The sequence below is a fragment of the Nosocomiicoccus massiliensis genome (assembly GCF_002871345.2).
In the GTDB taxonomy this organism is placed as follows: Bacteria; Bacillota; Bacilli; order Staphylococcales; family Salinicoccaceae; genus Nosocomiicoccus; species Nosocomiicoccus ampullae_A.
Genome location: NZ_CP136964.1, coordinates 436,122 through 448,907 on the forward strand (window position 1 = coordinate 436,122; position 12,786 = coordinate 448,907).

Annotated in this window: 10 protein-coding genes, 1 pseudogene and 1 riboswitch; of the genes and pseudogenes, 4 read left to right on the forward strand and 7 right to left on the reverse strand. The window is 34.1% G+C overall.

The genetic code is table 11. From position 1 onward, the window contains the following. Window positions 1-37: 37 nt before the first annotated feature. A pseudogene (gene rarD, locus CJ229_RS02260) lies at window positions 38-793 on the forward strand (EamA family transporter RarD); the annotation flags it as partial. Between the two features lie 409 nt (window positions 794-1,202). Here rarD and trpB read toward each other — a convergent pair. Then, window positions 1,203-2,381 carry a tryptophan synthase subunit beta gene (gene trpB / locus CJ229_RS02265; RefSeq protein WP_102167517.1) on the reverse strand — a complete coding sequence of 393 codons (1,179 nt, stop codon included), beginning with the start codon at window positions 2,379-2,381 and terminating at the stop codon, window positions 1,203-1,205. 501 nt (window positions 2,382-2,882) lie between these two features. Continuing rightward, a riboswitch (TPP riboswitch) is annotated at window positions 2,883-2,978 on the forward strand. 73 nt (window positions 2,979-3,051) lie between these two features. Between trpB and tenA the strand changes: the two genes are divergently transcribed. After that, complete coding sequence (gene tenA, locus CJ229_RS02270) at window positions 3,052-3,723, forward strand: thiaminase II (RefSeq protein ID WP_102167515.1); 672 nt, start codon at window positions 3,052-3,054, stop codon at window positions 3,721-3,723. Next, entirely contained in the window at window positions 3,724-4,236 is a 513-nt protein-coding gene (gene thiW / locus CJ229_RS02275; RefSeq protein ID WP_102167514.1) for an energy coupling factor transporter S component ThiW, read from the forward strand. Between the two features lie 54 nt (window positions 4,237-4,290). Here thiW and CJ229_RS02280 read toward each other — a convergent pair whose 3' ends face one another. The 4 genes from CJ229_RS02280 to CJ229_RS02295 all read right to left on the reverse strand — a co-directional run bounded on the left by CJ229_RS02280 (window position 4,291) and on the right by CJ229_RS02295 (window position 9,485). Continuing rightward, window positions 4,291-5,538: a peptidoglycan bridge formation glycyltransferase FemA/FemB family protein gene (locus CJ229_RS02280; protein WP_317846611.1), complete on the reverse strand. Its 1,248-nt coding sequence runs from the start codon at window positions 5,536-5,538 to the stop codon at window positions 4,291-4,293. A 17-nt stretch (window positions 5,539-5,555) separates the two neighbouring features. Beyond that, the gene (locus tag CJ229_RS02285) at window positions 5,556-6,833 is read right to left on the reverse strand and encodes a peptidoglycan bridge formation glycyltransferase FemA/FemB family protein (RefSeq protein WP_102167512.1); all 1,278 of its coding nucleotides are present in this window, start codon (window positions 6,831-6,833) and stop codon (window positions 5,556-5,558) included. A 16-nt stretch (window positions 6,834-6,849) separates the two neighbouring features. After that, window positions 6,850-8,088, reverse strand: a complete 1,239-nt coding sequence (locus tag CJ229_RS02290; protein ID WP_102167511.1) for an aminoacyltransferase — start codon at window positions 8,086-8,088, stop codon at window positions 6,850-6,852. Between the two features lie 134 nt (window positions 8,089-8,222). Then, on the reverse strand, window positions 8,223-9,485 hold the full coding sequence (locus CJ229_RS02295) for a Y-family DNA polymerase (protein ID WP_070456634.1): 1,263 nt from the start codon (window positions 9,483-9,485) through the stop codon (window positions 8,223-8,225). 140 nt (window positions 9,486-9,625) lie between these two features. On the opposite strand from CJ229_RS02295, the gene CJ229_RS02300 reads away from it, so the two are divergent. Further along, complete coding sequence (locus tag CJ229_RS02300) at window positions 9,626-10,597, forward strand: DUF1002 domain-containing protein (protein WP_102167510.1); 972 nt, start codon at window positions 9,626-9,628, stop codon at window positions 10,595-10,597. A 36-nt stretch (window positions 10,598-10,633) separates the two neighbouring features. Here CJ229_RS02300 and CJ229_RS02305 read toward each other — a convergent pair whose 3' ends face one another. Both CJ229_RS02305 and CJ229_RS02310 read right to left on the reverse strand, forming a co-directional pair. Next, on the reverse strand, window positions 10,634-11,842 hold the full coding sequence (locus CJ229_RS02305; RefSeq protein WP_102167509.1) for an ABC transporter permease: 1,209 nt from the start codon (window positions 11,840-11,842) through the stop codon (window positions 10,634-10,636). Continuing rightward, complete coding sequence (locus CJ229_RS02310) at window positions 11,835-12,734, reverse strand: ABC transporter ATP-binding protein (RefSeq protein ID WP_102167508.1); 900 nt, start codon at window positions 12,732-12,734, stop codon at window positions 11,835-11,837. The genes CJ229_RS02305 and CJ229_RS02310 overlap by 8 nt, the downstream gene beginning before the upstream one ends. Between the last annotated feature and the right edge of the window lie 52 nt (window positions 12,735-12,786).

Here is a 12,786-nt window from a genome sequence, read left to right on the forward strand (position 1 = left end):
ACTTGAAATTTAAGTTTTTAATCATACGTCTCAATTTAAGAAGGATTTAAAATATTTAAAAGAAAATAAAAGTAAGATTTTTACGGTAATACTTGCTGGCTTTGTTATTTCAATAAACTGGGGTATGTACGTATACGGAGTAAATTCTGGCCACGCAGTTGAAGTGAGTATCGGATTTTACTTAACACCGTTAATTACGATAATATTAGCATTTTTATTTTTAAGAGATCGTTATAAGTTAGTAGAGTGGGTAGCCATTGGAATTACAGTGATTGGCATTATGTATATGATCATAAAACTCGGTACTGTACCATATATTGCGTTTATTATTGGATTATCATTTTCATTTTATAGTTTAATTAAATCATCATTAAGTATACACGCACTTAGCAGTATTACGCTAGAAACACTAGCATTATTACCATTTGCAATTGCCGGCTTAATCTATATGCATGTGAATTACGGCTTAACAATAGGTATGAACCCGTCAACGTACTGGTTACTATTATCAGGAGCTGTGACAAGCGTGCCACTCGTATTATTCAGTGCGAGTGCAAAACAAGTGCCGTTATCATTAATGGCATTTTTACTCTATATCGATCCAACGCTAATATTTATTCTAGGTATATTTATATTTAAAGAACCTTTTAGTATGGACGAATTTATCGGGTTCATATTTATATGGATTGCGATGATACTGTACATTTACACGAAATACAATGAAGGTAAAATCGCACAACGTGCATATGATTCTGGTCAATATAAGCGTCGAAAAGAAGAACTATATGACTAACATGAGATATGTATCATATCATTTAAAAGATGAAGAGCTTCGGAAGCTCGAGGTTTTTCATCTTTTTTATTGTTTAATATCGTAGTAAATGTCAGTAGTATTATTAATTTTACACAAATTGAAATTGTGTAAACGACTGAGTTATTATGTGAACAATTAGATGATTTGCGTTAACGAAAAGATAACTGTGTTTACACAAAAGAGCATTATATAAAATTAAATAATTTATATGAACGATAAAGCAATTTGCATAAACGAATTTTCGATACGTTAACGTAAAAAGGATAGTGAGTACTTGTTCGTATCCTACAATACATATAACTTCCTATAATATATGTTATGTAAACTTTATATGTAAAAACAAATACGTATCCAAATATAGCTTATATAAGGATACGTATTGTCGTGTTCATTGATTTAAGTATTCCATGACTTGGTCCATATCTTTATCGCCGCGTCCGGATATTGTTACGACGAGTATTTCGTCTTGATTCATCGTTGGTGCTAGTTTTAATGCATGTGCGACGGCATGTGAGCTTTCTAAAGCAGGAATAATTCCTTCTGTTTTAGATAGTACTTGGAGTGCGTTTAATGCTTCTTCATCTGTTGCGTATTCGTATGAAACACGTCCAATGTCATGATAATAACAATGTTCAGGTCCAGCTCCTGGATAATCTAATCCAGCGGATATACTGTATGCATCATCATCAGTTAAATACATTTTAGTACCATGTAATATATTTACTTTTCCTTTATTTATGGCCATTGAGTGTTGATTCGTTTCAAATCCCTTACCAGCAGCTTCTACACCATATAATTTTACCGTTTCATCTAGGATAAATGGATGCATCGTACCAATTGCGTTTGATCCGCCACCGATACATGCAACAATCGCATTTGGTAGTCGGTTTTCTTTTTCTAATATTTGAGTTTTAATTTCACGACCGATAACGCTTTGGAAGTCTCTGACAATTGTTGGGAATGGATCTGGACCTAATGCACTTCCGAGTAAGTAATGTGTGTCATCGACGTTTTTTACGTAATATTCAAGTGCAGCGTCTACTGCTTCAGTTAACGTACGATTCCCCTCTTCAACAGCGACAACTTTTGCACCAAGAAGTTCCATTCTAAAGACGTTTAATCGTTGTCTACGCATATCTTCAGCACCCATAAAGATTACGATTTCCATATCGAACATCGCTGCGACAGTTGCACTTGCAACTCCGTGTTGTCCAGCACCTGTTTCAGCAACGAGTCGTTTTTTACCCATTCGTTGTGCAATTAACGCTTGCCCAATCGCATTGTTAATTTTATGAGCACCTGTATGGTTTAAGTCTTCACGCTTTAAATAAATTTTAGCGCCGCCAAGTGTTCTCGTTAAATTTTCAGCGTATGTCAGTGGTGTTTCACGACTTGAGTATTCTTTTAAATAATAATTAAATTCCTCTTGGAATGATTCATCATGTTTTAATTCGTTGTACACTTCTTTTAATTCTGTCATAGCCGCTTTTAATTCTTCAGGTACAAATGCACCGCCATATTCTCCAAAAAATCCATTGTTATCTGCTTCAGTTTGAATTTTATTTATTGTGTTAATATTCATTATTATAATCTCCTTATTTTTAATATTATTTAGATTTATCACGATGACGCCATCGCTTAAATTTAAACTCACAATAATTATTTAATAACACTGTCATCACTCTCCTTATAAAAAAACGCGCAATTTGAATCCTAAAAAAGGACGCAAAATGCGCGGTGCCACCTATATTAACAGTAAAACTGTTCACTCATTCAATCAAAAAAGCACCACGTAATAATATTCGTAAGGACGATATTATTTCGCGGTGCCACCTTAATTGCTTTTCTTATCAATATTTAGTTAAACATTATTCGCCCAATTCAAAATAGCATTGTACATGTTCGCATCTACCACATGTTTTCTGACTGCTACAACAACTACTTTTACTTTTACGAATAAGTAATTATTATATTAAACGCTCTATTTTAAATTGTCAATAATTTTTCATCTTTTTATATTTATAAGACAAAATGTAAAAAGTATAGTATACTTCGGTTGTAATCAAATATTAAGCACATGGGGAGCTTCGGCTGAGAAAGATAAGACCTGACCCACAACCTGATCTAGGTAATGCTAGCGTAGGTGTTGTGTATATGCATGCTTATTTTGCATGTGTTTATTTCACAAGCCTCCTCTAACGGAGCTTTTTTTGTGCAAATAAAAGGAGAATTATTTTATGAAGTTTAGTGAGAAAGCTCGCGAATTATCAAAGAAATTCTGGGATGGTAGCCACACGCATCCGTTCGTAACAGGGTTAGCTGACGGTACGTTAAGCGATGAATCATTTAGATATTATCTAATACAAGATGGCTATTACTTAATCCACTTCTCTCGCCTATTTGGTGAAATTGCAGATCGCGCAGAAGATAAAGAAATTAAAGATATTATGACGCGTAACAGAGAAGATTTAGAAGCAGGAGAAATCGCTGTTCGTGAAGATTTCTTTAAAGATCAAAATATTTCGGATGAAGAATTTGACAACACAGAAGTTGCGCCGACAGCTGATCACTACATCGCTCATATGTATAGACAAATTGTAGAGTCTGAAGACTACATTGGCGTTGCGGTTGCGGGGATGTTACCTTGCCCTTGGTTATACCAAGATATCGGTGCTGAATTAGTGAAACATAAGTCTCCAGTACCGATCTACCAAAGCTGGATCGATACGTACGTGACAGACGAGTTCAACAACTTAACAGAAAGACATATCGATCTTTGCGACAAATTATACGATAAAGCAAACGACGACCAAAAAGAAAGAATGTTAAACGCATTTTATATGAGTGTCAGATTCGAGTACTTATTCTTTGATATGTCATATAAACAAGAAGAATGGGTGCAACTTTAATTGTCGACAAAGAAACTGACAATCATTTCAATATGTATAGCATTAAACACTGTATTATCTTCAGTGATTAGAATCGAAGGTATGGCACCTATGTCAACAGTATTTAACATTATATTTGCCACATTTGGTACATTTTATGTCACTCTAATCGCACTCGTCACAGCAATTTTAAGAATGTTTATCTTTAACATTCCGCCACTTGCTATAACAGGCGCTTTATTTGGTGCGATTTTAGCCGGATTATGTTACAAATTCACAAAATCCATATTTGGAGCATGGTTCGGGGAATTCGTTGGAACAGGAATCATCGGATCGATTGTATCCGTACCTATTATGCAATTCTTTATGGACCTAGACTCAAATGCAGTTTGGTTCTTATATACGCCGAGATTCGTCGGCGCGACAATCATTGGTGGAATTATCGCAGTACTGATCTACTCTAGACTTAAACACTCAAGAGTATTTAAGGACATACAAAATTTATTCGATAAAGAATCAACCACATCGAAATGAATATAAAAGAGAAGCACATCAGATTATTATTAACATCTGTGCTTCTCTTTTTCATTATTTTCTAACTTTATCGATTAATTTTTGAGCATTTAAAACGATCGGTTTAAATACTTTTGTAAATGTACCAGGTAGTTCTTCGATATAAGCATTGTAACCTTGTTTAAACTTAAATACACCGTAATCACTTGCGCCTTCATGGAAATTTCCTGTGATTCCGAACATATTAAAGCGCTCAAGTCCGAGTTCTTTTGCTTTTTTGATCATTTCCCACGTCACAAAGTTCGTGCCTAGATACTGTGAGTGCTCTGGATAACTACCACTATATAGATATACCATCTCATTATTATTGTAGTAATACATACCGACAGATAAATCGATTAAACCACCATATTTATCACGATGTGTGATTGCTTCATTTAATCGTTTTTCTCTACTTTTCACTAGGTTTTTCTTTTCATTTAAGCGGCGTTTTTCACCATTTGATTTATTCTCTTTATTTTCTAATGCTTCAATTTCTTGAGATAATTCATCAAACTCTTTCTCTAGAGACTCTATATATTCGTTTAAATCAATTTGAGACATGACGATATATGATTTATCTTTTAAATTTCTCAACTGTGCTTTTATACGATGTTCTGGGATTGGATTGAATTGTAATCGTTCTTCAGTATCTTTATAGATTTCAATGAATCTATCATACTCTGATTCATCTAAATATTTTAGTTTCAGAGGGAGTTTTTCACACTGTCTCGTATTATATCGTGTAGACGAGCTCATATTTTTTAAAATATCTTTTAAACTACCACTGATATCTACTACAGATTGGAATCGTATATTTTCTTCAAAGATCATTTGTCTTGTAAAACCGTGATGTTTAAATCCATTTCTTTCAAAAAGATGAATGACTTCATGATTATTTCGCTCATCGTTTTCTATGACATTTCCTTCAGAATCTCTCACTTGATATATCATATAAGGTGAAAATGTTAGACTTGCTGCGCCTTTTTCTTTTGCAAATGAACTGATTTCTTGAATAAAATATTCTAGCTTATCGTTAGTATAATCGAGAATTAAAGGTCCAGAATGTGTAGTCATCGCTTTAAAGAATCTGACAAGCGGATATTCACTCAGCATTGATACCCCAATTACATTATCCATGTCATCTATTAAACCTAATAGGTAGACGGTTGTGTTATTTTTCATGTAGTCATAATATAGTTCATCGTGCATAAAATGATACATATCTTTATATGTTTTCATAAACGTATAAAATTGTTGTTCTGAAATCTCTTCAACTTTCATTTACAATGCATCCTTTACTATCTTTTTCCGAGCTTTTGTTTTAACTTTGCTTTAACCTTGTTTACATTATTTGCAAGTGGATGAATGACTTTCACAAAATCTCCGACTAATTCTTCGATTTGAGCATTAAATCCTCTCTTAAAGCGATATACTCCGTAGTCTTCACCGTCTTCGCTAAAGTCCCCAGATACGCCGTAGAAATTATAACGTGCAATTCCGTGATCCATCGCATACTTCATCATCTCTAAGTGCATCATGTATGGACCAACAAACATGTTAAATTCATCGCTTGAAGCACCTGCGTTATATACGAGTTCGTAAGGTGTTACAAAGTATACCCCACTACCGAGATTTAATACGTTGCCGTATTTTTCTCTAAACTCTTTCGCTTTTTCAAGGTCATTTAAATGTCCTTCGATATTTCTCTCTAATTCGTTAATTCTATTTAACGTCTTTTGATTTTGATTTTCTTTTTTCTCTTGCTTTTCTTTTTGTTTTTGAAGTTTGTTGACTTCTTTTTCTGTTTGTTCGATAAAAGGATCGAGCTCGATATATGCTAAAGGTACGAGCACTTTGTCTTTGTAAGTTTCTTTGAATTGTTTAAAGTAAGTTCTAGGATCTTCGTTGACAAAAAAGTCTTGGCGCTCTGCAGTATCGAGATACATATCGACAAAAATGTCCATCTCATCTACTTCTAAAAAGCGAACCTTTACCCCGTAACGCTTGGCTTTACGCATATTTCTTCTGCGTAAGTTATCAAACGACTTTACAAGCTCATCTTCATTTTTAAATTGACTCACGTCTAACACACTCATCCAACGTGCTTGTGATGTATTAGAGTAGCCTCGTGTAAATCCTTGGTGAACATACCCCATACTCTCTAATAGTTGAATGACTTCGTCACGGTTTTCATAATCATCATAAGGTTTTACATCTTTATCGTATTTTTTATAAATCCAGTTTGGATCCACTTTAACGAGTGATGCATCGTTTTGCTTTAAGTACTCAGTTAATCCAGCAAAGTAAGCACGAACGATATTTAAATTATCATAATCTAAGACAGGTCCTCTATTTGAATAGTAAAAGTATTTGCCTAATACACTCGGTTCTTTTGTAAATAGTCCTGCTGCAATGACTTTGTCCTCTTTGTCTTTAAGACCGAGCAGTTCTACTTCCCATCGTCCATCGACTAAACGATTTGCTTTATTTTCAATCATTTGGAAAAAGGCACTTTCACGCCCATCGTTTTCAATGAAATTTTTATATTCTTCATCAGTTAATTGTACAAACTTCATACTTTTCTCTCTTTCCTTATCTTTTTAACAGGTGATATAACTTATCTAATGTTTTATTGATTGGCTTTACAAAATCTCCAATATATTCATTGACCGTTGCATTAAACCCTTTTTTAAATTGAATAACACCATAGTCTTCAGCATCTTCTGTAAACTTCCCACTAATTCCGTAGAAATTATATATATCTACGCCATGTTCTATAGCGTATTTAATCATTTCCCATTGGATACTATAGCTTCCTGCAAAATGTCTAAATTCATTTGCAGTACCTCCAGCTAAATATGCAACTTCATGTGGTGTATTGATATAATAACTCGCTGCAACCGGCAACTCTTCACCGTGAGTTTCACGAAGTTTTAGACCTTCCTCTAATTTCTTTTCAATGTTAGCAAGTTGTTCTTTAAAGTTCTTTACTTTGTTTTGTGCTTTCTTATTATCTGGATGACGTTCTAACTGTTTTTCTGCTTTGTTTAAATCTCTTTGCATTTTTTGGACGTCAGACTGTAACGTATCCACATACTCGTTTAAATCAACATACGCGAGTGGAATCATAACGTTGTCACCGAAATATTGTTTACGTGACTTGTAAAACTTCGGTCCACGGTCAAAGAATTCTTTCATCTCACTTGTATCTTCCATAAAGTCAGTAAATATATCGATGTCATCTAAATCGAGATATTTAACTTTAATTCCATCTTTTTCAGCTTTTTTAATATTACGTTTACGTAGTTGATCAAAGTCATTAAATATTTCTTTTTCAGTCTTATCTTTTAAATCTAATGTTGAATGCCATCTAATTTGAGTGTCTGGGCTAAAGCCAACTGTAAATCCGTCATGGTCATACCCGAGATTTTTAAACGTATCAAATAATTGATGACTATCTTTTTCTTCTAGAATATTTCCGTCGTGATCACGTATATTTAGTACGACATATGGATCTACACGAAGATACACGACTTTTTTATTTTTTAAAAATGATTCTAGACCTCTAAAAAATGCTTTAACGATTTTTTCGTCACTGTAATCTAACACTGGACCACGGTTCGTATAAGCAAAGTTAAAGAATTTCATTACACGACCGAGCGTAACTAAACACGCTGCTTTTACTTCACCATCATGTTTTAAACCGACGAGATAACTCTCTGTGCCTTCATCTTGCTTTAAACGATAGTTATCTAACGTCTGTGTAAAATGACTAAAGTTTTCTTTCGTATATTGTCCAAATTCTTCTTGTGTAAGTTCTACAAACTCCATGCGTTTCAATCCTTTATCGTATACTCGTTTCATCGGTTAAAGTATAGCATTTTTTTACTATAGTATTCTATTCATACCATTTTCTGCATAACTTAATATCAATCTATCATTATAGCATAATTTATATAGCTTTTTTAGCGTTTATGACCCGCAATTAACCCTTCTCTTAGTTTTAACGTCGAGGCTTCTGTCATACTTAACGCACGCATCACACTAAGTGTTCCGTATTTCACTTTTAATTCGTCGATTGTCTTTAACAGTTGATCTCGTTTATACTCTTTTTCATTATCTTTAAATAAATTACCTTGTATATAATCATTACGAATTAAATTCGTTAAGCTAACACTAATCGTACGATACAGTGCGTCTGTATCAGCAATTTTTGTCAGTCGCATCCAAATACCAAACATCACTTCGTTTTCGTCATGTGTCCCTTCATCAATTGTAAATTGTTTCCCGTACGATTTCCCGAATTTTGTCGACACTTGAAAATGTATCGTTCGTGCGCGCTTATTCATTAAACGAAGTCGATGGATGACCTCATCCACGTGCTCGAGTAAGACGACATATAATTCGTGAAATTGATAATCTCTCATTAGTATTTGACTTTTTGCGATTGTCGGGCTTTTCGCATTGTATTTTTCACTTAATTTACTAAAATCAATACCGTTTGCGTGCATATGCCAGTCGATTCCAATCACGCCAAAATCTCTTTTTAAATATTCTACCGGATAAAGTGCTAAGTCTTTAACAGTAAATATACCCCGCTGATTCAATTTCTTTTCTGAACGTTTATTAATACCAAAAAAATCTCTTAACGGTGTAATCGGCCACAGTTTTGCAGGAATGTCATGATAGCGCCACTCTGTAATACCGCTCGGCATTTTCTTTGCTTCAATATCTAAAGATACTTTACTTAACAACACGTTATCTCCAATCCCAATCGCACAGTCAATTTTCGTTTCTCTATAAATATGTGCTTTTAACATTTCAGCTAACGCATACGGTGTTTCAGCAAATAAATGATAACTATCTGTCACATCCATAAAAAATTCGTCAATCGAATATTGATGAAAATCTTCAGGTGCAACGTATTGTAAAGCAATTTCTGTAATACGCTTTGAATACGTTAAATAGGTTTTCATCGAAGGATTAATAACTTTAATATGTTCGCCTTTTGGTATTTCAAAATGTCTCGATCCTGTTTTAATACCGAGTTCTTTCATCTTTGGTGTTGCTGCTAATACGACAGACCCCATCGAATCAACATCACCAACGACCGCGAGGTACGTCGTATTCGGATCCCATCCATTCATAATACAAGATACACTCGCAAAGAAACTTTTCTGATCGATACAAAATATATCTCTCTTTGGACATAAATGATAATTGTACATACGCTACCTCCTAATACGAACATATGTTCTATATTAGAATAACATATTTTTACGAAGCGTAAATACCTTATCTTTTGTATAACGACAATGAATATAGTATCCTTAAAACAAATTTAGAAGTAAGAGAGGTATGTTTATATATGAAAAAGTGGATAGCAGTAATCGCATCGCTTTTATTAACGATTACACTCGCAACACCAGCTCTCGCTGCAAGCGCATGGAAAGAAAGCGTCACAATTTATGGTGCTGGTCTTAAAGATTCACCTCAACAAGAGCAAATAGCAAAATTATTAGGAACTAAAGATGATGACATCGTCGATTACGTATATGGTAACGACACTGAAAAATATATTAACTATCGATATGACGACAGTATTTTATTCTCTAGTATTCGCATTATGGAGAAGAATTCTGGCGGACTAAAAATTGATATCGACGAAACGTACGGTAAAATCACTCAAATTAGTCCACAAACTTATCAAAACGCATTGATTACAGCAGGTGTGACTAATGCAGATGTCGTAATCGCTGCACCACACGACGTTACAGGAGAATCAGCGTTAACAGGAATTTATAAAGCGTATGAAGTCCAAGGGGATAGTTTAAATCCTGAATATACGAAAAACGCTCAAGATGAATTAAACACAATCTCAGACATCACGTCTGAAAACGAAGGTAAAGACGGCTTTAGTGAAGCACAATTAAACAAAGCAATTACCGAAATCAAAATTACAATCATTAACCAAATTAACAACGGTGCAAACCTCACAGAAGACGACATCCGTCAAATTGTCGATGAAAAAATTAAAGACAACGGACTCGATGGCATCGTGACTGAAGAACAAAAAACTCAAATCATTAACATTATTATCCAAATTAAAAACTCAGGATTTTTCAATGAAGAATCTGCAACAAAAATCTTAGAAAGTTCTAAAAACTTACTTAACCAAATTAAAGATAGTGATGCTTTTAAAGACGCAAAAGATAAAGCGAAAAACTTAGGTAACGATATTAAAGACTTCGCTGAAAGTGAAGAAGGACAAGGGCTCATCGAGTCTATTAAATCATTCTTTAGATCACTATTTGAATCCATTAAAAACTTATTTAACTAAGTAAAATGCCGATGGGATATCCCATCGGCATTTATTTTACATATTTTTCAATTTTTTAATCGATTTTAACATATTAGAATCATTCATTAACACGTTTCGCTTGTACACTGTCGTCGTTAAGAACAGCAATAATATGATTGAAATAGCGAGAATTGCGATACCGATATATATTACACTCATCGGTGTATCTAAGTTAAGAAGTCGTACTGGCATTGTATACGGTGTAAAGAATGGGACATAACTACTTATCTTGAGTAAAGTTCCATCACTATTCATGATGTTAAATAGACCGATATAAAATCCACCGATTGAAATAAATGTGAGTGGCATGAGTCCTTGCTGTAAGTCTTCCATACGCGATATAAACGATCCAAGTAATGCTGCAAATATTAAATATAGTAATAATCCGAGCACTAAAAATACAACAGAGTAAACAATAATTGGTACAGTGTGTTCATTTGAAACTAATTCAAATTCTGATAACGTCTCTTGTAAAGAAGACGTTTTAAATGCAATTAGCCCTAGACCAATCACAATCAATATCTGTGTGAAAGATACGAGTATAATCGCACTTACTTTCGCTAATACGTGCTGCGTTGGAGATATACTTGATACGATCATTTCAATGACTCGTGATGATTTTTCTTGAGCAATTTCCGTTGCGATTTGACTCGCATATCCAATGATGATAAAGAACATAAGCATAATGACGGCATAAATAATAACTAAATTCAGTAAGTTCTCACTTTCGAAAAATCCGCCTTCTTCTACTTCCCCTTCACCGTCAGAGTCACTACTTTTGACAGTTAAATCTACACGTGAATCAAGTAACGCTAAATCCTCTTCAGAGATATCAATCGCATTTGTCACGTAGATTTTATTTAACTCATCAAGAGCAAACTCTATCGCTTGACGGTTATCGTTAGATAATTCGCCGTCAGAAGTTAGCGTTGCTTTGATTGGTAGCTCTTCAGAATCGATTTGTAATACGTTTTTAGCATCTGGCTCTATTAGAATCGTATCGTCGAACGACGTAATAACATCCGTAACGACTTTTTTATCTTCTTCTGTCGCTTCTATCGTTATTACTGTTTTTTCATCTTCACTATCAAATAGATTTAAAATTTTGTCGAAGTTCATACCTGCAAATACGAACAGAACGAGTAATAGCGTCGTAATTATAAACGATTTCGCTTTAATTTTTTGTATATACGTCGACAATAACGTCGCTAAAAATTTATTCATCGTGCTCACCCACTTTACTTATAAATATTTCGTTTAACGTCGGATCTTTTACGCTAAACTCACTAAAATAACCAAGTGGTGTTACGCGATCGTAAATCGGTTGAGCGAATGTTTCATCTTCAATTTTTAGTGTTACTAAATCATTCTTTTTGTTGTAAGATAAAACACCCGGATGATCTTTTAAGAACGATACGTCATGCGTTCCACGAATGAATATCGTTTTTTGCTTAAAGTCATCATTAATAGACTGAATTGAACCTTCTGCGACTTGTGTACCACGTTTTAAAATACAAATCGATTCACATAGCTCTTCGACGTGTTCCATACGATGTGTACTAAAAATAATCGTCGCACCATTTTTGTTTAACTCTTTGACCGCTTCTTTTAATAATTCTACGTTAACAGGGTCTAATCCAGAAAACGGCTCGTCGAGTATGAGTAACTTTGGATTATGGATAATACTCGCAATGAGTTGAATCTTTTGCTGGTTCCCTTTAGATAACGCTCCAATTTTTTTCTTCATGTTTTCAGATACTTTAAAGCGCTCTAGCCAATATTCTAATTGCTTTTTTGCGTCTTGTTTAGACATATTTTTAAGTTGCGCAAGATACATCACTTGCTCTTCAACAGTTAGTTTTGGATGTAATCCACGCTCTTCAGGCAAATATCCAATGTAGTCTGTAAAGTTATAATCGATTTTTTTATCGTTAAACGTCACAGAACCACTCGTTGGTTTTAATATATTTAAGATCATACGAAACGTCGTCGTCTTACCTGCACCGTTTCCACCAAGTAAACCGTACATTTCACCGTCATGAACATTAAAATTTAAATCATCTACAGCAGTAAAATCACCGAATTTTTTCGTCAAATGATTAATTTTCAGTCCCATAAGCACCATCCTAGTTATATTTGTATAGTATTTAGTATAACGTGAAACACCT

Bases quoted from the DNA above. Each gene is read 5' to 3' on its own strand.
- CJ229_RS02310 (WP_102167508.1), bottom strand. From the start codon at position 12,734: ATGGGACTGAAAATTAATCATTTGACGAAAAAATTCGGTGATTTTACT.
- CJ229_RS02295 (WP_070456634.1), bottom strand. From the start codon at position 9,485: ATGTACAATTATCATTTATGTCCAAAGAGAGATATATTTTGTATCGAT.
- CJ229_RS02305 (WP_102167509.1), bottom strand. From the start codon at position 11,842: ATGAATAAATTTTTAGCGACGTTATTGTCGACGTATATACAAAAAATT.
- tenA (WP_102167515.1), top strand. From the start codon at position 3,052: ATGAAGTTTAGTGAGAAAGCTCGCGAATTATCAAAGAAATTCTGGGAT.
- CJ229_RS02290 (WP_102167511.1), bottom strand. From the start codon at position 8,088: ATGGAGTTTGTAGAACTTACACAAGAAGAATTTGGACAATATACGAAA.
- CJ229_RS02285 (WP_102167512.1), bottom strand. From the start codon at position 6,833: ATGAAGTTTGTACAATTAACTGATGAAGAATATAAAAATTTCATTGAA.
- CJ229_RS02280 (WP_317846611.1), bottom strand. From the start codon at position 5,538: ATGAAAGTTGAAGAGATTTCAGAACAACAATTTTATACGTTTATGAAA.
- CJ229_RS02300 (WP_102167510.1), top strand. From the start codon at position 9,626: ATGAAAAAGTGGATAGCAGTAATCGCATCGCTTTTATTAACGATTACA.